This is a genomic window from Melioribacteraceae bacterium (assembly GCA_030584085.1).
Classification (GTDB): domain Bacteria; phylum Bacteroidota; class Ignavibacteria; order Ignavibacteriales; family Melioribacteraceae; genus SURF-28.
This window is the reverse complement of record CP129490.1, coordinates 1,294,950-1,318,612: the sequence shown is the minus strand read 5'-3', so window position 1 is coordinate 1,318,612 and position 23,663 is coordinate 1,294,950. Positions and strand designations below refer to the sequence as shown.

Below are 23,663 nucleotides of genomic sequence, written 5' to 3'. Positions count from 1 at the left end.
AGCAGTTTACTAAGAAATATCATAGGTTATCGGCTTTTTCTGCTCGATCTGTGCGCTATGTGGATGTTAGATTAGCTTATAATCTTTTCACAGTCGTAAATTTATTTAAGTGCCTGTTCAATATCAGCAATTAAATCTTCTGCATCTTCGATTCCAACAGAGAAACGAACAAGACTATCTGTCAATCCCATTTTATCACGTTCTTCTTTTGGAACTGAAGCATGAGTCATTGATGCGGGATGACAGACCAAACTCTCAACACCACCGAGACTTTCAGCTAGTGCAAAAACCTTGACTCCGTTTAATACTTTTTTGGCTTTTTCGAATGTGCCAAAATCAACCGAGATCATGCCGCCAAATCCAGTCATTTGTTTTTTTGCTAGATCGTGTTGAGAGTGAGATTTTAAACCGGGATAAATAACTTTTTCGGCATAACTTTGTCCTTCCAAATACTCTGCAATTTTCATCGCATTTTCATTATGTTGTTTCATTCTTAAGGCAAGAGTTTTAGTCGAACGCAGAGTAAGCCAGCAATCAAAAGGAGAAGGCACGGCACCTATAGCATTTTGCAGATATCTTAAACGTTCATTAATTTTTTCGTCATTCGTAATTAATATTCCGCCTACAACATCGCAGTGTCCATTAAGATATTTTGTAGTGCTGTGTAAGACAACATCGGCACCCAACAATAAAGGATTTTGAAAATAAGGACTCATAAATGTATTATCGACAACTGAGATTAAGTTATTTTTCTTTGCAATTTCAGTTGTTCCTTTTATATCAGTCAAGTTTAACATCGGGTTTGTCGGTGTTTCGATGTAAACCATTTTTGTGTTGTCCTTAATTGCATTCTCGATATTTTTTAAGTCAGATGTATCCACCCAAGAAAAGGATAAACCATAATTTGTCATGTTCAATTCAAGTTGACGATAAGTTCCACCATAAACATTGTTTGAGATAACTACATGATCACCTTGTTTTGATAATCCCATCAAAGCCTGAACAGAAGCGAGTCCTGATGAGTAAGCTACACCATACTTCCCTTTTTCCAAAGTTGCTATATTTTTTTCCATTGCCTCGCGAGTCGGATTATGAGTTCGGCCATATTCATATCCTTTGTGTTTACCAAGTTCTTCTTGATGATATGTAGAAGTTTGATATATCGGAATTGTTATTGCACCGCTTAGCGGTTCAGGTGTTTGTCCGGCATGCACAGCATCAGTTTGAAAACCCATTTTAATTTCCTATTTAATATTTTCTATTGACAATTTTCAATTAACTAAAATCAATTAAATCATATCTTGTAATTATATCTGTAATTCGTCCAAAATCACTAACTAAAATTGCATTTCTATCTTTCAACATTTTTTTCACTTCTTCAATTTCTGTTTTGGCATCAATTATTGGGAATGATTCTTCCATAACTTCCGATACTTTTACGTTCAATAATTTTGAATCTTCCACCAGTTTTCCCATTAATTTATTTTCACGTACGGATCCGACCGGCTTTAGATGTTCATCGAATACGGGAATTTGTGTGTACCCATATTTATTAAAAATTGAGACCGCATCTTTCACTAAATCACTATCATGAACGTAACAGATATTTTCAATTCCTCTCCGTTTCTTCTCGTCAGAAACATCACGCAGAATTTTCATTTCTACTTCGAGCATTCTATTATTTTTTAACCAGCTTTCATTGTGCACTTTGGAAAGATAACGTTCACCGGTATCACAAACGATGAAGACGGCAACATCATTTTCAGTTAAATCTTTCGCAATATCCAAAGCTACTTTAACAATTGTTCCAGTACTGCCACCACAGAATATTCCCTCTTCTTTGGTTAAACGACGAGCCATCGCAAATGATTCTCGATCACTTACATTTATTATCTGATCGATGTATTGAAAGTGAACATTTTTCGGTAGGCAGTCTTGTCCAATTCCTTCAACTAGATAGGGTGTACCTTTAATAAGTTCGCCGGTTTCCTTATACGTTTTGAAAATTGAGCCAAGCGGATCAGCTCCGATAACTTTTATATTGGGATTTTTTTCTTTTAGAAATCTTCCCGTTCCGCTTATTGTTCCACCGGTTCCGATACTTGCAATAAAATGAGTAATCTTACCATCGGTCTGTTTCCAAATCTCAGGTCCGGTCGTTTGATAATGTACTTCGGGATTTGCGGGATTTGAATACTGATAGGCAAAAATAGAATTCGGTGTTTCATCGGCAATTCTTTTTGCTACGTTTACATAATAATCCGGATGATCCGGTTCAACTGCATTTGAAACAACGATTACCTCCGAACCAAGTGCACGAAGGTAATTTATCTTTTCATCACTTACTTTATCTGTCACAACAAAAACAGCTTTATACCCCTTTACAGCTGCAGTTAGAGCAAGTCCAATTCCCGTATTACCGCTGGTTGCCTCTACAATTGTCCCACCCGGTTTAAGTTTCCCCGATCGTTCGGCATCTTCGATCATTGATCTACCGATTCTATCTTTTACACTTCCACCGGGATTGTTAGATTCGAGTTTAGCAAAAATTTTTGGCTTTAACCCATTGTTAAGTTTATTTAATTGAATTAAAGGCGTGTTTCCTATTAATTCGGTTATATTATTCTTATAATCCAAAACTACTACCCTCTAAAATGAGATTTGATGTACAAATTTATAAAGAATTGTTGGGGAAATAAAAATTTCGGGAATAGTTTTAAAAAATACTAACCATCTATATTAATTCATTTTCTTTCAACCATTGGTCATTGTAAATTGTGCTGAAATATTTATATCCCGAATCGCAAATTATTGTCACAATATTAGCTTCTCTATCTATTTCTTTAGCGAGTTTTACAGATGCCCAAATATTTGCCCCGCTTGAACCTCCGGAAAGAATCCCTTCTTCGTTTGCCAATTTTTTGGTCCATTGGAAAGCTGTTTTATCTTCAACTTGATACATGTCATCAAGTAATTCAAGTTGTGCGGTTTTGATTAAGAACTCATCACCAATCCCTTCAATTTTATAACGGTACGGTGTAATGAGTTTTTTTTCTTTAAAGTAGTTATAGAATATCGAACCCATCGGATCAATTCCAATAAGTTTAATATTGGGATTTTTCTCCTTGAAAAATTTTCCCATTCCGCACAACGTTCCCCCGGTTCCCACACCAGCAACAACATAATCAATCTTTCCGTTCATCTGTTCCCATATTTCGGGTCCGGTTGTTTTATAGTGTGATTCGTTGTTATCTAAATTATTATGCTGATCAATGTAATAATAATCGGGATGTTCATCAGCTAAGTTTTTTGCATAATTATTATATGATTTTGGATGTTCATGAGGAAGACTAGCATCGACTAAAAGAACATCAACACCGAGTACCTGAAGCATTTTAATTTTCTCTTTACTCGTAGTATCGCGAATAACGATTTTAAGTTTATAGCCCTTTTGTCTCGCAACAATTGCTAAGCCCATAGCAGTGTTACCTGATGAGTTCTCAATAATAGTATCACCCGGTTTTATCTTTCCTTCTCGTTCGGCTTTTTCAATCATGTATAAAGCAATACGATCTTTTATGCTTCCACCGGGATTTGTAAACTCTAACTTTGCCCAAATTTTTGCTTTTAATTCTTTTGAAATATTATCTAGTTTGACTAGAGGTGTGTTGCCAATTGAATCAAGTAAGTTGTAAGTTTTATTTCGCAAAATTGAATCCTATAATTTTAATTACGAAGTGCGGTAATTATATTTAGTTTATTAATCTATATCCTCTTAAAAATTCTTCGGCTGTCATACGTTTTCTTCCTTCGGGTTGAATTTCCAATATTTGTAAGGTTCCTTCACCACAACCAATGAAAATTTCTTTTTTATCTTCAAAAATTTCAGCAAGTTGAAGTATAGGTAAATCAACAACTTTGGATTTATATACTTTGTACTGCTTATCATCCAAAACGAAAAATGCACCAGGGTAAGGAGAAACTCCGCGAATTAGATTGTGAATATCCAGAGCAGCTTTTGTCCAATTAATTTCGCAAATCTCTTTAGTGATTTTGGGGGCTGGTGAAGCAGATGAATCATCTTGTGATTGCTCGTTAACTTCGCCCTTTTCAATCATAGAAATAGTTTTAAGTAGAACTTCAGCACCCACTTCTTTCATTTTATCATTTAAAGTTTCAAAATTATCTTCAGGATCAATTGCAATTTTTTCTTGAAGAATCATATTTCCCGTATCAACTTTTTCTTTTAAGAAAAAAGTTGTAACACCTGTTTCCTCATCACCATTGATTAGTGCCCATTGAATAGGAGCTGCACCGCGGTATTTAGGAAGCAGTGATCCGTGAAGATTGATAGAACCATACTTTGGAAGAGTAAATACTTCAACCGGAAGAATTCGAAAAGCAACAATTACAAAAAGATCGGCATTAAACTTTTTCAGCTCTGTAATGAATTGTTTTTCTTTTAATTTAGTTGGCTGTAGTACCGGAATGTTTTTTTCGATTGCAAATTCTTTAGCGGGAGTAAAGCTAACTTTTCTTCCTCTGCCCCGTTCTTTATCAGGTGCAGTTACAACTGCTGAAATTTTAAATTCACTTTCGTAAATCTTAGAAAGCGAGGCAACGGCAAAATCGGGAGTACCAAAGAATACAATTCTCATTTACTTTACTGCTTCTCGGTTATTGGGTAATCTACTTCAACTTTTCTATCGGAAATATCTTTTAATTCTTTCTGTAATTTCTTTTTGATTTTTTCATTAACACGGTCAGGAATCATTTTACCTATTAGATGATCATATTCATGAAGAATTACTCGCGCAAACAATTCATCTGCCTCAAGTTCTTCTTCCTGCTCATCAGTATTTAGATATTTTACTTTGATAGCAGCTGCACGATCAACATCAGCTCTTAAGTTTGGTAAACTTAGGCAACCTTCTTCAATTGTTACTATTTCATCCGATTCCAAAACTATCTCGGGATTAATCATCACTATTGGCTTGAAGGTTTCATATCCTTCTACTTCTTGTAAGTCGATCACAAATAAAGACTTATCAATTCCAACTTGATTGGCAGCTAAACCAATTCCATTTGCATAGCGCATAGTTTGAAACATGTCTTGAATATTTTGGATTAAATCGTCATTTACTGACTTAACTTTCTCCGTCTTTTTGCGAAGAATTGAATCACCGTAAACGGTTATTGGAATGATTGCCATTAATTAACTCCAACTTTCTGTTCTTTTGCTTTTAATTCGACAACTTCGGCGCTAAGATCTTTATATAGAAGAACTTCCGTAGCACAAAAATACATTCTAATAAAGAGTCGAAATATAATCAACATTTGCTGAACAATAAAAGATAGTATCAAGAAATAAAATGGTGTTCTTGGTATATATGCTTCAAGAAGATTATAAAAAATTGCGCCTGATGCTCCGATACAGGCTATAATTAAAAACACAGTAAATGTTTTATTAAAATTATTTTTAATAAAAATTACCGCTCTACCAATAGACTGAAATGTTTTTGTGGAATCATTAAGTGCCATATATACTTTGCTGTAGTCAGATATAATTGTAGTTAACCCAATAAAAAATACTAAAAGTATATACCGAGCCAGCCGGATAATAAAATCCGCCATTTGGTTCTCAGTTTCAGCAAATCCCCATTCAATTAGAAGTCCTAAATAATCATGAATTATAAACGCAGCTAAGAATGGCACTAATGAGATGAAAGCTATTTTTGTAAATCTTAACCAATGTTTAACACCACCATAAAAAAAATCAACCATGTGATTCTTTTCAGGAAAATTAAATATTGAAATCAGCCCACCGATATAAAAAATTTGAATCAGTATGTAAACACCAACCATACTGTAAATCATAAATGGAATTTCACCGATACTTGATTCATATATATTTCTAAATTGGATATACCAAGTGAAATCAAATTCCAACGCTAATTGGTCGCTCATTAATGAATGTGTCAGATTATCCATTAATAAATAATAAATTGGCATGCTTAACAAGAATGCCGCAAGAGAATTTGTTCCCCACAATAGAAAAACAAATTTGGCATTTTTGAAGATACTGCGAATTCCAAGTATCAAAGACTTTTTAATGGTAATAGTCATCCAATACTCCCAAAAACTTGTAAAGCATTTTGAACCCAGAAATACCACCGAATTGCAATTGAAAGTGAAGCCCAATATTTACTTTCAATTATATATGAGTTATTAGCATAATTTATATCAAAAATATTTTTTCTATGTGGATCAACTTCGGCGGCAAGGACTTCACCTTTGCTATAAACGATAAATTCTTTCCACCTGTCTTTGCCATCCCAATCGATATATGAAGTGTCACTTTCTGTGTAGATTGCAATTTCTGTCTGAGTTATTCCTTCCTCAAGTCTCTCTGCCAAAATCTTGTAGGAAGTATCATTAATTTGATAAATGCTGCTTATGCTGTAATCAAATTTATTTTCTTTGTTTATAAAACTATCAACAAACCAAGTAAGATCTTTTCCGCTATAATCATTAATTTCATTTATGAGATCACTTCCAGTCACATGGTTGAATTTATATTTATTATAATATCTTGAAAGAATATCCAGAACATTTTTTCTGTGAATGTATTTTTCAAGCGAATGCAATGTTAAACTTGGTTTGGCATACGTATTTGTAATTGAAGACCGATAATTAGGTAAGAAAAAACTTTTTTCGTTCAGATTACCCAATCCATCATTTGCATAGTACAACGAAAGATTAGAGACATAATGATCAATTTCAAAAGTTCGCAGAGTATAAATCAACGGAATTTCTCTGAAAGCAAGAAACTTAATACCATAAATTGGAAAGTAATCTATGAAACTAAAACTAAGAATTGGCTTACCATAATATTCATCAAGAATAACTTTTTCTAAATAAGTTGTAACTCCTTCATCGAGCCATCCCTCATAAGTTTCATTACTGCTGACTGCTGCGTAAAAATATTGATGAATTATTTCATGAATTATTGTTGATTCCGGTCTTTGTAATTCTATTGGTGTAAACAAAGGAGTGAAGTAAGTCACAATTTCAGGGTATTCCATTCCTCCTAAGTTTGAACTCCTTGGAACATCGACAAGTGTTAAGTTATTGTAGGGATATTCGCCAATATATTCTTCTAAATATTCTAAAGTATTTTCGACTGCGGTAAATTTTCTCTCAATTAGATCTTCGTTTTCCGGTTGTATTAAAAATTTAATATTAATTTCTCGTCCGTATTTACTTTGAAATATATTTTCATAAACAAGAAATTCGGGTGAAGCTGTCCATGCAAAATCAACAACATTTTTGGCAATGAAGTTATACGTCTTATCTCTTTCACCTTCTAGAAATGAGATTAATGATCCGGTTGTTCCTATAATGTAATCATTTGGTATGGTGATCGTAACATCATAATCGGCAAAATCAGAATAAAATTCAGCGTAAGGATGATATTGACTGCAAGTCCATTCCCCATTTTTAAATACGCCTAATTTTGGAAACCACTGAGCAATAAAATAAAATTCACGTCCCGCGGCATAACCAAATCGAATTAAACTTCTTGGAATCTTTAATTCGTATTCAATGCTAATTGTAACTGAATCCCCAGGGTTAATAGAATTACTTAATTCAATTTTTGCCACAGTACTGTCGAATGGATTTTCAACTTCGGGTTGGATATAGATAAACTCTTTTTCTTCTTCACTTACTCGTAAATTTTTAATATTAACTTTAGTTTTTTCGAGTTCATCAAGGAATATATTCTTTGTTAACTCAGTTTTGTAATTACTAAAGGCATTTGCGTAAAGATGAAACTGCAGCTCGTTAGTCGGATGTTTTGTTGTGTTATGCCAAATTATCCTTTCTGATACAATTAGAAGCTTATTGTGAGGATCAAATCTTACATCCAATTTATAATTTGTGTTAGACTTAATCTTATTTTCTAAAAGTACTGAGTTAGTTTGTCTAAAATCTAATTCTGGTGGTGTATTTTGAAAAAGATCTGAAGATTCTTGTGAGTAGAAAAATAAACTGAGCAAAATAAGCGGGAATATAAAAAGCATTCTTTTCATAAAATAAATATATAAAATCTGTCACTGACAGTATATAAAAAGAAACCCCGCCTGAAGCGGGGTCTCTGACAAAAGAGTAAGCCTAAGTACATCTAATGTCTAATTTTATTTACCGTCTTTTTTTTCTTCATCATCCATTACTTCGTAGGATGCATCTTCAACATCTTTTTCATTCGATTTCTCACTTTGAGGTTCACCTTGATTTTGTTGCTGTTCATTACCAGGTTGAGCTCCCGGTGCACCTTGCTGTTGATACATCTTTTGAGAAATTTCACTAAATACTTGAGTGAGTTTATCAGATGCTGCTTTTATTTTATCAGTATCATTTGTAGCAACTGCATCTTCAAGATTTTTTACTTCATTTTCTAATTTAGATTTATCGTCAGCGTTTAACTTGTCACCAAGTTCAGTAATTTGCTTCTTAGTTTGGAAGATCAAATTGTCAGCTTGGTTCTTAATCTCGATCGATTCTTTTTTCTTTTTATCCTCAGCAGCATGTTCTTTAGCATCTTGCTTCATCTTTTCAATTTCATCTTGATTTAATCCACTCGATGAAGTGATTCTAATACTCTGCTCTTTTCCGGTCGCTTTATCTTTAGCCGCTACATGTAATATACCATTGGAGTCAATATCAAATGTAACTTCAATTTGAGGAATTCCTCGTGGTGCCGGTGGAATTCCTTCTAAGTGGAATCTACCAAGTGTTCTGTTATCATTTGCCATCGATCGCTCACCTTGAAGAACATGTATTTCGACCGATGGTTGGTTATCCGAAGCGGTAGAGAATACTTCACTCTTTTTAGTTGGTATTGTTGTATTGGCATTAATCAATTTAGTCATCACTCCGCCTAAAGTTTCAATACCGAGTGATAGTGGAGTAACATCAAGCAATAGTACATCCTTAACATCACCGGCAAGAACACCACCTTGGATGGCCGCACCGATTGCAACAACTTCATCCGGGTTTACACCTTTATGCGGTTCTCTACCAAATATTTTTTTAACAAGTTCTTGTACCTTAGGAATTCTTGTCGAACCACCAACTAGAATTACTTCATCAATTTGTGAGGCGGTTAAACCTGCATCTTTTATTGCACTTTCACATGGACCAACTGTTCTTTCAATAAGATCATCTGTTAATTGTTCAAATTTAGAGCGGCTTAAATTAATATTTAAGTGCTTTGGACCGTCTTGAGTTGCAGTGATAAAAGGTAAATTAACATCTGTTGAACTTGATGAAGAAAGTTCAATTTTAGCTTTTTCAGCTGCTTCTTTTAATCGTTGTAAAGCCATCGGATCTTTTCTAAGATCAATACCTTCTTGCTTTTTAAATTCATCAGCTAGGAAGTTTATAAGTCTTTGATCAAAGTCATCGCCACCTAAGTGGGTATCACCATTTGTGGACTTAACTTCAAACACACCTTCACCTAACTGCAATATAGAAATATCGAATGTACCACCGCCTAAATCATAAACAGCAACAATTTGTTCTTTGTTCTTTTTATCAAGACCGTATGCTAAAGCAGCAGCAGTCGGTTCATTGATAATTCTTTTTACTTTTAATCCGGCAATTTCACCAGCATCTTTAGTTGCTTGTCGTTGTGAATCGTTAAAATAAGCCGGAACAGTAATCACGGCTTCAGTAACTTCCTGTCCGAGATAATCTTCAGCTGTCTTTTTCATCTTTTGTAAGACCATTGCTGAAATTTCCGGAGGTGAATATTTTCTATCATCAATTTGAACACGAGCAGTTTTCCCGTCACCTTCAACAACTTTGTACGGGACTTCTCCTATCTCAGTGCCAACCTCATCAATTCTTCTTCCCATAAATCGTTTGATAGAAAAAATTGTATTATTTGGATTAGTAACAGCTTGTCTTTTTGCCGGCTGTCCAACTAATCTTTCACCACTTTTTGTGAAGGCAACAACAGATGGTGTCGTTCTTCCACCTTCCGAATTAGGAATTACGACAGGCTCGTTACCTTCCATTACGGCAACGCAGCTGTTCGTCGTTCCAAGATCAATTCCAATAATTTTTCCCATAATTCTAACTCCTTTTTATTTTAATTACTTCTTAATTTCAGATTTCTTCTTTTTGTCGTAACTTTGTATTAATAAATCTGCTGCAATTTTTTGTGATTGTAAATTTGTCATAATTTTTAATTTATTATTACAGTTGCAATCAGTATGCCAAGAAATTATATTCTATAAATTATTGTTATATAATAAGTTAGCTTTTTGATAAAAAAATCATTATTACGCCATATTGTCAGCAAAGTTCATAAATTAACATAGATTTTCATTAGTATGCCATTTTAGCAGATAAGGAGACGAAATGGAGAACAATGCCTTTAACATTGAAGATTTTGATATAAAGCTTGATACCGAAGTAATAGGTAGACAGTTTATTTATGTTGAGCAAGTAGAATCGACAAATTCGATGCTTTTAGAAAGTAAAGAATTTAAGGATGACGGAACAGTAATCTTAGCCGAAGAACAATTAAAAGGCAGAGGTAGAAGAGAACGCGAGTGGATAAGTACACCTGAACAAAATTTAACCTTTTCAATACTTCTCCGAAAAGCTGATGGCAAAGTTATAAACATTATAAATTTGGGTGCTTCTTTAGCAGTGGCTCAATCTATTGAAAATTTGTACCAATTGAAGTGTACGGTTAAATGGCCAAACGACATTTTAATTGATAGGAAGAAAGTTTCAGGAATTCTTCTCGAATCTACTTCTAAGGGAAGTGAGTTGGATAGAGTTGTGATAGGTATTGGAATTAATGTGAATCAAACAAATTTCCCGGGTCGTTATTTGATTGAACCTACTTCGATCCGTAAGGAGTTCAAAAATAAAGTGAGCAGAGAGAGATTACTGAGTGAAGTATTAAATCAATTTGAAGAAATTCTGAATAAAATTGAAGATAACCCACAAGAGATTCTTGAAGATTGGAAGGACAGATGCAAAATGATTGGAGGGAAAGTTAAAGTTGAAGCCGAAACCGGCAGTAAGTTTGGAATCTTTGAAGATCTCGATGAAAATGGATTTCTTATTTTACGGGTCGATGATAAAACCGAAAAAATTCACTACGGTGATGTGAGTCTAAGATAAAGAAAGGAATACCTCTGAAAGTCTATTTCGATAACGCAGCAACCACTAAGCTTCATCCAAAAGTTTTAGAGAAGATGATACCATTGCTAACAGATGAATATGGGAATCCATCTTCTATTCATTCATTTGGAAGAAAAGTTCGTGTCGCCATTGAAGAAGCGCGAGAAACAATTGCCGATTTTATAAATGCAGATACAAGTGAAATTTATTTTGTGAGTAACGGAACCGAAGCAAATAATCTTCCCCTATTCGGAATTGCAAAAACGAATTTTGATGAAACTGGGAAAAATAAACTAATCACATCCGCAGCTGAGCATACATGTGTCCTTGAGACTTTTAACGCTCTTAATAAGTTAGGTTTCTCAACAAATCAAATAAACGTAACAAGCGATTGCGAAATTGATAAAAAGGAGTTGCTGAATAATCTCGATGATCAAACTTCTTTGATTTCATTAATTCATGTTAACAACGAAACCGGTTCTGTTAATGATATTAAGTCTTTAACAAGAAATACTATTGGAACTGATCGATATTTCCATACTGACGCTGTGCAAAGTTTTGGTAAGATTAAAATTGATGTAAAGGAATTAGGCGTTAATTCACTTTCCGCTTCAGCACATAAACTTCACGGTCCAAAAGGGATTGGTGTTGTATATGTTAAATCCGGTACTCCGCTAACACCAATGATTCTCGGTGGTTCACAAGAAAGGAATAGACGTGGCGGAACCGAGTTTGCAGCAGGTATTATTGGATTTGCCGAAGCAATAAAGATTGCGACTCAAAACATGGATGAAAATTTTTCAAATGTTCAAAAACTCCGCAACTATTTTATCTCGGCATTAGGTAATTCATCAATTGAAAACTATGAAATTAATTGTGAGAATACAGAATTTCCGTTTATTCTAAGTCTCACATTCAGTTCTGAATTCTACAAAAACGATTCCGAAGCAATGTTAATGTATCTGGATATAAATGGAGTTGCTGCATCAAACGGAGCGGCTTGTACTTCGGGGACATTAAAACCTTCTCATGTAATTATGAGTATGGGTAAAACGAAGGAAGATGCACAAGGAACAATTCGTCTTTCATTCAGTGCATTGAATACCTTTGAAGAAGTTGATTATACTATCGAAATCTTGGAGAAAATGTCTAAAAAATTTAAGAAATAATTCGACAAATCAAACTAACTCATATAGTCAATCAACAATGAAATTTTCTCTTTCAGATCTTTTCTATTAACAATAAAATCTAAAAATCCCTTCTCTTGCAAAAACTCAGAACGTTGAAAACCTTTAGGCAAATCCTTACCGATAGTTTGTTTAATAACGCGTGGACCGGCAAAACCAATTAATGCATTAGGTTCAGCAATATTAACATCGCCCAGCATTGCATAACTTGCCGTAACACCCCCGGTGGTAGGGTCAGTCATAACTGAAATATAGGGTAAACCGGCATCAGCCAAGCGAGCAAGCCGTGCGCTCGTTTTAGCCATTTGCATCAATGAGAATGCGCCTTCCATCATTCTGGCACCACCGCTTTGGCTTATTACTATCATCGGAATTTTTTCTTTGTAAGCACGGTCAATTGCCCTGGAAATTTTTTCACCAACTACTGCTCCCATGCTTCCGCCTATGAATTTGAAATCCATGCAAGCAAGGGATACTTTCTTACCGTCAATTTTTCCGGTTCCGGTTTTAACCGCGTCCATCAATTCACTTTTTTTGATTGTCTGATTGATACGGTCCTTATACTTCTTTGTATCTTCAAATTCGAGCGGGTCACCGGATTTCATTTTTTTATCTGTTTCTCGAAAACTTCCTTTATCAAAAAGAATACTTATGTACTCTTTACTCCCGATTCTAAAGTGATGATTACACTTTAAGCAAACCCAGAGATTCAAATCAAGTTGCTTATTGTGAATAATTTCCCCGCAACTTTCACATTTAACCCATTGACCATCGGGCATTTCAAGTTTTTTACTCTCAGGCGAAATATTTTGTTTGGAGCGTTTGAACCAGCCCATTAAGATTTCTCTCCCTTTACAACATTAGCTTTAATTGTAACCGCTACTTCAGTATGCTGTTTATCATTCGTAATTAAATCTATTGTGTGTGTTAAAGCACCGGATTTCCCTCTTGAATCAAATCTAACACTTAGAAAAGCAACTTCATTTGGACGTAATTTTTTCTTACTCACAGAAACTGCTGCACAATCACAAGAAGATTTTACACTAATAATTTCCAGTTCACTTTTACCTCTATTCATAAAAGTTATCCGTTCAGATTTTACTTCGCCCTCGCTCACCGATCCAAAATCTATTTCGTTTGATTTGATATGAAAAAGTGGTGGGTTAACGACCTCGGATTCTATCTCACCTTCAAGTAATATTTTGGTAGCAAATGCTAAACGAGATTGAGGTCTTTCCGGATCATTTGTGAAAACATAAACGTATTTTTGCTGAACACCCCTTCTACCATTTGAGTCAAATTTCACTCCTATTTTTGTAGATTCACCAGGTTTTAATTCTTTTTTCTCAGGTGCAACAGCAGTACAACCACAAGTTGCTTTCACATTTTCTATTTTTAAGATTTCGTTGCCTTCATTTTTTAAAACAAATTCATGTGACACTATCTCACCTTGTCTTATGCTTCCAAAATCATATTTCTCTTCAGAGAAGACTGCTTTTGGCTGAGCCATTACGCTAATTGACAAAACTGCAAGCAAACTGATTGTATAAAATAGTTTCTTCATAATTTCTCCTTTACAATAAATTCTTTGAAATATTTCGGCTCCAATAAATCATAGTCCGAAGTTAATAAATCTTTGCCAAATTTATAAGCCCATACTCCAATATCTAGAGCTGACAGGACTGATGTTTTATTAACCGCTAAATCTTTAATAATATTGGTAATAACTACATCAGAATTCATGGTTTGTTTTGGAAGATCGCCCACCTGAATTAAACTTAATGGCTGAACCAAAAAATAATTATTATCCTTTACTTTATATTTAGCAAAGTAAATTTCATCCCTACTTGCTTTTTTGACAATACAGAATATCGAATCATTCGGAAGAATGTTACAATATTTAAAAGCAATTGCCTCGAAAGTAGGAACTAACAGCACCGGTACTTGAGCCCCAACCGCAATTCCTTTAGCCGCAGACATGCCGATTCTCAATCCGGTAAATGAACCTGGCCCTTCAGAAACGGCAATTACTTTCAATTCACCGACTAGAATTTTATTTGTTAAAAGTAATTGTTCGACACTTGGGACAAGTTTCGCTGAATGAACGTGTTTTCCACTGACATTAATCTCGGAGTATTCATTTTGGTTCAATAATAATGCAGCACTGCAAAGTTCATCAGTCGTCTCGAAAGCTAATAATGGAAATATATCATTCATATTTTCTTATCGAAATTTTTCGCGTGGTTTGAGAATCAATTTCTATATTAATTTCGTAGTAATTTTTATGCAACAATTTCGGAAATAAATCCGCCCATTCGATAAATGTAATTGATGAATCATTTAAATAGTCATAATAACCAATATCATATAACTCATCTATCTTTTTGATTCTATAAAAATCAAAGTGATTGATTTTGTATTTTCCATCATAACTATTTACGATTGCAAAACTCGGACTCGTTACATTATCAATTTCAAAATTTTTGCAAACAGCTTTGATAAAAAAAGTTTTACCACTTCCTAAATTCCCATTTAATGCAACTATATCCCCTTGATTTAGAGTAACTGCAAACTCATTCGCGAAATTGATCGTGTCGCTTTCATTTAAGGATTCTACCGATACTGGGAATGTCATCTCTTTTCCATAGTAATAATTGGTAAAATCATTTCCTCCATGGAAATTCCTCCATGTTGAAAAGTATCCTTATAATAGCTAAGATACTTATGATAGTCTGTAGGATAAACAAAATAGTAATCTTCTTTAGCAAAGATATAGCTGATCATCATATTCTTACGCGGTAATTTGTAATCGGCTGGATTTTTTACAAAAACCGCATGTTTATCGTCAACTTTTAAATTCCGGCCAAATTTAAAGCGAAGATTACTGGAAGCATCTTTATCTCCAAGTACTTTGGCACCTCTTAATGCTCTTATACTTCCATGATCGGTAGTTATAACAATTTTAGCATTCTTCATTTTAGAAATTGTCTGAAAAGTAGCCAACAATGATGAGTGTCTAAACCAACTTGCAGTTAAAGATCTGTAGGCTGATTCATCCGGCGCAATTTCTTTTAAGATATCCGAATCGGAACGACCATGAGCAATCATATCCAGAAAATTTACCACAACTGCCATGAAGTGTGTATTATGATGCGAACTAATATTTTGTTCAAATGCTCTACCAACATCTGGGTCAATAATTTTCATATACTTAAGGTCGTTACGAAGATTTACATGCTTTCTCTTTAACAATAATTGAAGTAATTCTTTTTCATATTTATTTTGGCTTCTTTCGTCATCTCCTTCTTTTGACCAAAGTTCCGGGTAGTGTTGTTCAATTTCAGAAGGAAAGAGCCCGCTGAATAATGCATTACGAGCATAAGGTGTTGCTGTCGGCAATATGGAATAATAGTAATCTGTTTTAATATTGAATAAATTTATTAACTCTCTTTCCATGACTTTCCATTGGTCAAGTCTTAGACAATCAAGCACGAATAAAAATATCGGCCCTTCACTTTCTCTCACCATTGGTATCACTCTATCTTCAATAATACGAGGAGTCATATTTGGTGAATCATCATATTCCAAACTATCAATCCATTTTTTATAATATTTCTCAACATACTTACTGAATTCTTGGTTGCATTCTTTTTTCTGATCGCTGAGTGTCTGGCGTAAATCAACTTCGGGATGTGCATCAAGTTCTAATTCGTAATTAACTAATCGTTTATAAATATCAATCCAAGCAGAATGGTCAGGATTGTTAAGAAGCTGAGTTGAGATTTGGTTAAAATCATTTAAATAATCTCTGGCAACATATTCGCCAGAAATTTTTTGTCGATCAAAAATCTTTTTACATACAAGTAAAATTTGTGAAGGAACTACTGGTTTAATCAAGTAGTCACTAATTTTACTTCCAATAGCATCATGCATCAAACTTTCTTCTTCACTTTTGGTAACCATGACTACAGGTATATGAGAATTAATTTCCTTTATTTCGGATAAAGTTTCAAGTCCACCCATACCGGGCATCATTTCATCAAGAAAAATTAGGTCATAATTTTTTGTATTAACCTCATTAACTGCGTCAGTACCATTAGTAACAGTTTCTACTTCATAGCCTTTCTCGGTTAAAAATAAAACATGTGATCGCAGCAATTCAATCTCATCATCGACCCATAATATTCTTTTGGGTGGCATTATAATCCTTTAGCTATTATTGAATAGAAATATGAACTTCTAATCCAGCTTCATTAGTAGTAGTCGGTGGAATACGAGCTGCACCTTTCGGTTCAACCGAAGTTCTTTTGTAGAATAATGATAGTGTTACTCTAGAACTCATAACATATTTAATTCTTGGTTCAATACTAGTTCTTGTTGTACCGTCTTGAGGTGTTCCTTCTTCGTTAAAGTTATCCATTTCATAAATCACTGTTGAATTTTCACTTGTAGTATAGGAAAGTGAAATTTCAATATCATTTTGAAGAGACAAACCAAATAACGGTATTTCAAATCCGGATTTTGAATAACTAGCCGTAAAAGAAATATCTTTACTAAAACCTTCCGTTATGTTTCTAGTAGTCGTACCCAAATCATAATTTGATGTTGTATTATACTGTACTGAGCCGGTAACGTTCCCGTCAAAAATTTCGGTAAACGTTAAGCTTACACCAACAAGCGGGGCAAAACCATATGTAATTTTTTGTGTTTGGATTTGTTTATTACCATCCGGATCAATTTTCCATCCTTCAGTATACTTTGAAGTATATGCATGTTTTAACTGAACACGTTGAGCAATATCTTTTAAGAATGAAAACTTTTCTAATCCACTCCAAGTGACTGACCAATTTGGTCTAGGAATATATCTAATGAAATCCCCCAATAACGGGATTTTTGATAGCCAAGGGAATGATTCGAATCCTTCAATGAATGCATTACTTAGGTTCTCGCTTCGTCTTTCAGCGTTAGGATTATATAATGAAGCAACTTTTGCAATGTTGTTATCAAAGAAATTAAAGAATAAGAAGTTAGGAATGGATAAAAATGATCTGTCAAGTGTACCGCTCGAATTCAAGTTTGTTATAGTAACCGTTCCGTCTTCATTAGTTTCAAGCGAAGTATTTTTTTGAATTCCCCAACCGACATTCCATTTGACATCTAAAGTAGCACCTTCCCACAAAGGTCTTGAAGTGGAAAAATCAAAATTATTTTTTTGTGAAAAGTTATCACTTAAATTACCATTTGGTGCACGAGGTCCGGCATTAAATGAAAATCCCAGCATATAAGCCCTACTTGGTCCTTTTGAATAATGTTCCGAGAATCCCCAGAAATTATTAAACCCAGTACCCGCACCAGCTAATCCGGTATTCGCAAGAGAAGTAGTCTGAGTAAAGTTGAATCTAATTTGGTCATAATCAACAAGGATATATTTAATTGCGGCTTTTATGTATGAAAAGCCTTTTGAAATTGTTGATGGACCGTCATCAATTTCAGTGCTATCCGATTGAACAGTTTCTTCGTTAGCTCCTTCAATTTCCTTATCAACATCGCGTTCAGTTTCTCGACCTTGTCCTCTTGTTGTTCTCCCACCTCTGCCCTGTTGCTGTGTTGCGCCAGGTCTTGTTGCAGTTGTGGATTTAGATTCCTCACCAAACAATGGCTCCCAAAGTGATTTCCAACGTATGTTTAGTGATGCACCATATCTATTGCTCCAACTAGCGGATCGTCCTATTTCAGCTTGAGTAAAGTTGTTTCGCCAATTATAGCTAACAGAATAATTTAGTGTCAGAGAGAATGCCTTATCAATTCCCCATAATGTCGGGAGTTTTGGTTGAGCCCTTAGATCAAACGACTGCTTGAAGTTAAAATCATCACCGAAGAATGCACCGCCAAAAATATCACTCCATATTTCACTTTCGCTTCTTTCAATTATTATCGGCTGATTTCTACTATCAACACCGATTTCTTTCGTAAGTAGATTTGTTAAGGAAGATTGGAAATCCGCAGAATAGTTTAGGCCCAGATTTAACAATCCACCTTCAGTAAATTGCCAACCGAATCCAAACTTTCTAGTTGTAGTAAAGTCTCGTTGAATATTGGGTTTGGCACTATCCGTTCTTGTTAAATTAAACGAATAGTTTCTTGAAGCTGTAAATGCCGCGTCAAATTTTGTAGGACTGAAAAACACTTTCACATCTTTATAATCATCAAACAAACCAATAAAATCACCAATAATCGGAATATCAACCGGCTTGAAGTAATTCTCTTTGCTGAAATTCAAATTATAATTCATGTTAGCATTCCAAACCCATTTTTCATTTCGTTCAGTAGTAGGGTTTCTGCTTTGAGTAATATTATAATTGAACCCAAGAGTGATGTTATTAATTGTTTCTTTTATATACCAAGCGTCCGTTGGCAGAACAATTTTAACACCATTTAGTGACCAAGTGTCGGTAGTGCTTAGTGTTTGAGTTTCAAATTTGAGTCGATCAGCCTCAACTTGAGCATCTTTATCGCTTAGTCCATTTTCGATCATTCTGATTCGTAACTTTTCAGCAGCTTGATCAACATTGACATCAGTTCCGGGTAAGTACAACGGTTTTGAAATTGACTCTCTTCTCGAATAATTTAGACGAAGATTACTTCCTTGTAAGTTTACCGGGATTAGTTTTAATAAGTCGAAATTTATATTGATACCCCAACTTCTTTCATCAATACGCTTACCAAAACGTTCGGATAAACGATGGAAATATGGATCTGTTTGTGAAGTGTTAACATCAACATTTAATAAATCAGCAAACTTAACACTTGCCGAAGCCGTGTAAGCCCACCCGGGTGTATCTTCAGCATCTAGGACACGAAGTTCGTTAACCCATACACTTCCGGAAACAGGTTCACCAAAATTATTCGGTCGAGTTGAGTCCGGAGCCAATTTCGGATTTTGAATCCCAATAATAAAATAAGAAACTCTCGTTAATGTAGGTTCGCCTTTAACTGCATAAGATGCACCGGTACCATCAGCTAAGAATACTCTATAAACTTCATTTATTACTTCACGCTGTTCTTTGATAGCGGTTAACTCAGAGAAAATCATACTGACTTCGTTCCAACCTTTTCTCACAGGTTGACGGTACTCATAATAATTGGAGGTATCACTACCGAATCTAAAATAAATTTCAGCACCATAAGTTCTTTCATCCTCGTAATATGAAACAGAACCGCGTCCTGTGTACATATCACCGTGTAGAAACATTTTTAATTCGCGATAATTAAAGAGATCAAGCGGTTTGTAAAGATATTTTACAATCTCGCGTCTATCACCGTCTTCTAAATTTGTTAGAATTAAATTTAGTGATTGCTCATTTTTGAATACTTCTTCGTCAGGCTTACTTCTATCTCTCTCTCTTTGTACGCCGGGAGGAGAATTATATTCCGGATTATCCTCAATATTGATTGTTGTAACTTTCAATACTTCGTCATCTTCTGTTACTTTAGGTGGATTAAGAACCTTCCTCCATTGATTACCCACAAGATTCATTTCTGCAAATCTTAAATGAATAGGTTCATCAACATTCGAGATCCAAAGTCGAATTGTTTCAACAAGCGTTAACGAAGGATTTCCAATAGCATCCGTGAAATCTTTTAAAGGAATTCTAAATAAGTACCAGCCTTTATTATCACCACCGCCCTGAATAAATTGATTATTCTCTCTCAATGTATCCAAAGGAATAGTATAACGGAAATAACTATTTATTCTATCGAGAGTTAAGTTTCTGTTAAGATCTTCAGTATCAGGTAGGCGCCCAACATCCGTTAATGCTGCGTTTCCTTCCGTACCATTAATAAATCTATAATCACCGGAACCTTGACTATATGCAAAATTATCTCTATTTGGATCAGGATTTGTTACAGGGTCATAACCGGGTTCTTCTGAATCGAACAAACCGTCAATACCTGTATCTTCTCCTTCATCAACTAAATCGTTTTGATTTTTATCTTCTGTGTCAAGTTCGCCATTTGGTATAACATCTTCACTTATCTGTCCAAGGTCAATATTAAGCATAGCATCTTCAGGAGCTGATCTTAGCTGCATCCAAAATTCGATAAATTCAATATTCTCTTCCACCAAATTGCTTGCAGTCGATGAAAGAGGTTTCATCATTCCACCCCAATTTAGAAAAGGATTATCAATTGTTGGATTGAGAGAATTATATCTTCCTCTTTCGAAAGGATCATAGACAAAATCTAATACCGTAATTGTTTGGTTGTCTCTCGCAGCTTGTCTCTCCGGCCATATATCGTTTACATTATCTATGGCTGGGATTAAATTGAACCAATATGAAAATGCTTTATAATCCATTAGTTCAATTGGTGAGCTTTCAGGTGAATGTAACGGAACTCTATTAGGAACCGAAAGATCTCGCCATTGTCCGTAGGTGTTACCTATTGGAATAATCCGTTTTGATCCCTCAAAATCGTCAATGTAAGCAATACTTTTATCTTGATCACTTGCGATAGTACTTTTCTTAGTATTTGGATCGGGACTCATGTATGCATATTCACCACTTAAAGTTATACTTGACATTTCGCTTGTTGATATTACATTGTCAAGTAAGTCTGTAACAAAAGGAAGATCCAATTTAGTTTTCATATCAACACCGTAAATAGTGTTGTTCAATGGTTCTTCACCGATCCTAACTTTATCACTAAGTGTTTGTTGATTCAAATTCAAGAAAGAGAAACCGATGTGCGAATCTTTATCGAATTGATAAATACCGCGCAACCCGAGTAGAGTTTTTGAAGCTAATTGGAAAAGATCGTTTTGTTCAAATGTAATTCTTAGATCAGCACCGGGATTTAATGCATCGTTATTTAAAATAGTAACTTGCCCAATATTATAATCAACTGTGTAATCCGTTCCGCGATTTAATTTTCGTCCGCCTAGATAAACTTCAACCGAGTTCTCCACAACATTAAAACCGATATTAAATGTTGATGATGAAGCGGCTGAATAAACTCCGGTAAGTAAGAATTTATCTTTCGATTTTTCTTGTTGCGCAAATGTTGTTGATAAATCATATACTTCTTGGAATTTTCTTTCTTCGGGTAATTCCGGTGGATATTGTTCACCAAAAGGTTGAAGAACGGGGAAAATTATTTCACCGGTTTGCGCATTAATTGTTAGACCCGACTTAAAATCAAATGCACCGTCGGGTTGATCACTTGTACCATCCGCGTTTGTTTTGTCTAATCCGAAAGCTTGTATATAAGGTAAACCTTGGTAATCACTTTTGGGGTCACCAGTAGGTTCTTGATACTTGATTTGGAATTCAAACCCTTCTTGTTTTACATCACGCCCACCGATTGGATATATATTTTTTAGCATTAATTTCCAAGCGGTTGCATAATCTCCATCCGGTTTCAGATTAGCAGGCTTAACAAGTTTAAGGACCATTGTTACCGATGTGTCTTGTAGATTAGAATTATTCAAAAATTCACCGAAGTAAAGATCGTTATCAGGTCCGGGTTGGCCTTCTCTTCTATAGGCAACAGCAATCGCATCTTCCTTCTGAACTTGTGATCTAAAGCTTATATAACCTGTCTTGGGATGAAGTATATAATCTATATCAGGTTCCAGTTTTACGAATCGACCGCCGATTACGGTAAGACCTGGTTGAGAATCTTCATTGCCTCTGAATTCATCGCCATAAGATTCTCCCGCATTAATTGCAGGTAAATTAATGAAGGCATTTGCTCTTCGTTCTTTACTTTTATCAACTATGGCATTTGTAGTTTTCCAAACTTCAATATCCTTTACTTCATATTCATTTAGAACTATGGGTGTACTTTCACCATAGTATTTATTAAAAATATCTAAGGCAGGATCGGTATCAGCATAAACTTCATCTAAGAAATAGTGATTGGTAGAGTATTCATAAAGTCGTTTTTCAAATTCTTGCTTTTCAGAACCACCGGAAATTGAAACCTCTTGTACCTCTCCCTTCTTTTGAGAAGCTAAAGCCGTTAAACTAAAAGGCCCAAATTTAAATAAAGCTTTAACACCGAAGAGCGCTTCACTACCTCCAACCAGCGGTGCAGTTTGGAGAGATACGTTTCCGGCTTCTATACTCTGCACAATTTCGTCTTCATAACCTGTGTACTTAATCTTTAATTGATTTTCATATTCAAATGTACGTTCAGTATTCCAGTCCGCTGAGATTGTTAATTTATCACCAATAGTACCGGCAACGTTAATTTGCACTTGTTGTTTAAAGTCCGGTTCATTTCTGGTATTTCCCAGAGCTGAAGCAGTCACACCTTCTGTTGTTTCACTGCGCCAAGCACCTTTTATATCAACGGCACCGCTAATTCTCAAACTGATTTTTGGCGGACCGAAGATACTTAAGAATGAAGTACTCGGTAATGGAATTTCAATATTTGTGATATCCGCAAACAAATCAGACAATCCCCGTTTGCCATCATCAAATTCATAAGCATAACCAAGCTTAGCCCAACTTTCGTTTTCCAAAGCACTTATTCGGAGTGCTATATATTCCGAGATAGGCATTTTCATGAATAATTTTTGTTTACCAGTTGGAGTTCTTTCCTTTATAAGAACAAACTGTCCTGTCGAATCGAGTTCAACAGTTCTCTCCATAAATGTTGTTGCCGGGTAAGCAAAAAATTTCGATTTTCTTGGTTGGGTTACCGAATAAGTATACTTCGGTTGCAATGTATAATTAAAATGACGCAACCGAGCTGATGAATCCATCGATAAAGAGTCAAGTTTAACTGTATCTAACAAAGCTGTTGAATCGGAAGGAGAAAGATTTAATGTGTCTGCAAGATTAAGTGTGTCTGAAATTTGTTGAGGGACTGATAAATTTAAGGAATCAGAAATATTTTCAACAATATTAGAATCCGGGTTCAAGTTTTGAGAAACTTGTGTAAAGGAAGTATCACTTCTTAGAAGAGAAGAATCTGCAGGAGAGATTTGGAAATCGAATCTTTGTTCAAGAAAAGGAAAGTTTAAAGACTTCCCCTTACTTTCGGAAAAGATTGAAAAAACTGAAATAACTCCTAAAACAAAAATAGGAATCAATAACTTTTTGATTCCAATCGACGAAAAATATTTTAGATACTGTAGAATATGTGACCTATCTAAATTTAATAGTAGTTATAGTAGAGTTTTTTCTATCCTTCCTCCAACTTTGTTTCAAAAGTTACGATGAAAAATTATTGATTTCGCTCCATAAATTCAATTTATTTTTT

At 34.8% G+C, this 23,663-nt stretch carries 16 protein-coding genes; 2 read left to right on the top strand and 14 right to left on the bottom strand.

Features of this window, described 5'->3' with window-relative positions; all coding sequences use genetic code 11:
- Positions 1-101 precede the first annotated feature (101 nt).
- The 8 genes from QY331_06045 to dnaK form a co-directional block, all read right to left on the bottom strand.
- Positions 102-1,235, bottom strand: a complete 1,134-nt coding sequence (locus tag QY331_06045) for a cystathionine gamma-synthase (GenBank protein WKZ70808.1) — start codon at positions 1,233-1,235, stop codon at positions 102-104.
- A 40-nt stretch (positions 1,236-1,275) separates the two neighbouring features.
- Complete coding sequence (locus QY331_06040; protein ID WKZ70807.1) at positions 1,276-2,637, bottom strand: pyridoxal-phosphate dependent enzyme; 1,362 nt, start codon at positions 2,635-2,637, stop codon at positions 1,276-1,278.
- A 97-nt stretch (positions 2,638-2,734) separates the two neighbouring features.
- Complete coding sequence (locus QY331_06035) at positions 2,735-3,709, bottom strand: cysteine synthase family protein (GenBank protein WKZ70806.1); 975 nt, start codon at positions 3,707-3,709, stop codon at positions 2,735-2,737.
- Positions 3,710-3,752: 43 nt separating this feature from the next.
- Complete coding sequence (gene fmt, locus QY331_06030) at positions 3,753-4,658, bottom strand: methionyl-tRNA formyltransferase (GenBank protein ID WKZ70805.1); 906 nt, start codon at positions 4,656-4,658, stop codon at positions 3,753-3,755.
- Positions 4,659-4,663: 5 nt separating this feature from the next.
- Entirely contained in the window at positions 4,664-5,212 is a 549-nt protein-coding gene (gene def, locus QY331_06025; protein WKZ70804.1) for a peptide deformylase, read from the bottom strand.
- Positions 5,212-6,126: a hypothetical protein gene (locus QY331_06020; GenBank protein ID WKZ70803.1), complete on the bottom strand. Its 915-nt coding sequence runs from the start codon at positions 6,124-6,126 to the stop codon at positions 5,212-5,214. Before QY331_06020 ends, def begins: the two co-directional genes overlap by 1 nt.
- Positions 6,123-8,084 (bottom strand): M1 family metallopeptidase, encoded by a 1,962-nt coding sequence (locus QY331_06015; GenBank protein ID WKZ70802.1) that lies wholly within the window; start codon positions 8,082-8,084, stop codon positions 6,123-6,125. Before QY331_06015 ends, QY331_06020 begins: the two co-directional genes overlap by 4 nt.
- Before the next feature lie 114 nt (positions 8,085-8,198).
- Positions 8,199-10,136, bottom strand: coding sequence for a molecular chaperone DnaK (gene dnaK, locus QY331_06010; protein ID WKZ70801.1), 1,938 nt, complete (start codon positions 10,134-10,136; stop codon positions 8,199-8,201).
- A 292-nt stretch (positions 10,137-10,428) separates the two neighbouring features.
- Between dnaK and QY331_06005 the strand changes: the two genes are divergently transcribed.
- Both QY331_06005 and QY331_06000 read left to right on the top strand, forming a co-directional pair.
- On the top strand, positions 10,429-11,205 hold the full coding sequence (locus QY331_06005; GenBank protein WKZ70800.1) for a biotin--[acetyl-CoA-carboxylase] ligase: 777 nt from the start codon (positions 10,429-10,431) through the stop codon (positions 11,203-11,205).
- Between the two features lie 14 nt (positions 11,206-11,219).
- On the top strand, positions 11,220-12,374 hold the full coding sequence (locus QY331_06000) for a cysteine desulfurase family protein (protein WKZ71300.1): 1,155 nt from the start codon (positions 11,220-11,222) through the stop codon (positions 12,372-12,374).
- A 14-nt stretch (positions 12,375-12,388) separates the two neighbouring features.
- On the opposite strand, the gene accD is transcribed toward QY331_06000, so the two are convergent.
- From accD to sprA, 6 genes are read right to left on the bottom strand one after another with little or no spacing between them, the layout of a single operon-like run.
- Positions 12,389-13,228 (bottom strand): acetyl-CoA carboxylase, carboxyltransferase subunit beta, encoded by an 840-nt coding sequence (gene accD / locus QY331_05995; GenBank protein WKZ70799.1) that lies wholly within the window; start codon positions 13,226-13,228, stop codon positions 12,389-12,391.
- Positions 13,228-13,956: a DUF1573 domain-containing protein gene (locus tag QY331_05990; GenBank protein ID WKZ70798.1), complete on the bottom strand. Its 729-nt coding sequence runs from the start codon at positions 13,954-13,956 to the stop codon at positions 13,228-13,230. The genes accD and QY331_05990 overlap by 1 nt, the downstream gene beginning before the upstream one ends.
- Positions 13,953-14,609 carry a tRNA (adenosine(37)-N6)-threonylcarbamoyltransferase complex dimerization subunit type 1 TsaB gene (gene tsaB / locus QY331_05985; protein WKZ70797.1) on the bottom strand — a complete coding sequence of 219 codons (657 nt, stop codon included), beginning with the start codon at positions 14,607-14,609 and terminating at the stop codon, positions 13,953-13,955. The genes QY331_05990 and tsaB overlap by 4 nt, the downstream gene beginning before the upstream one ends.
- Positions 14,602-15,027 (bottom strand): tRNA (adenosine(37)-N6)-threonylcarbamoyltransferase complex ATPase subunit type 1 TsaE, encoded by a 426-nt coding sequence (gene tsaE / locus QY331_05980; protein ID WKZ70796.1) that lies wholly within the window; start codon positions 15,025-15,027, stop codon positions 14,602-14,604. The genes tsaB and tsaE overlap by 8 nt, the downstream gene beginning before the upstream one ends.
- Entirely contained in the window at positions 15,024-16,592 is a 1,569-nt protein-coding gene (locus QY331_05975) for a bifunctional response regulator/alkaline phosphatase family protein (protein ID WKZ70795.1), read from the bottom strand. The genes tsaE and QY331_05975 overlap by 4 nt, the downstream gene beginning before the upstream one ends.
- 16 nt (positions 16,593-16,608) lie before the next feature.
- Positions 16,609-23,493: a cell surface protein SprA gene (gene sprA, locus QY331_05970; protein ID WKZ70794.1), complete on the bottom strand. Its 6,885-nt coding sequence runs from the start codon at positions 23,491-23,493 to the stop codon at positions 16,609-16,611.
- Positions 23,494-23,663 lie beyond the last annotated feature (170 nt).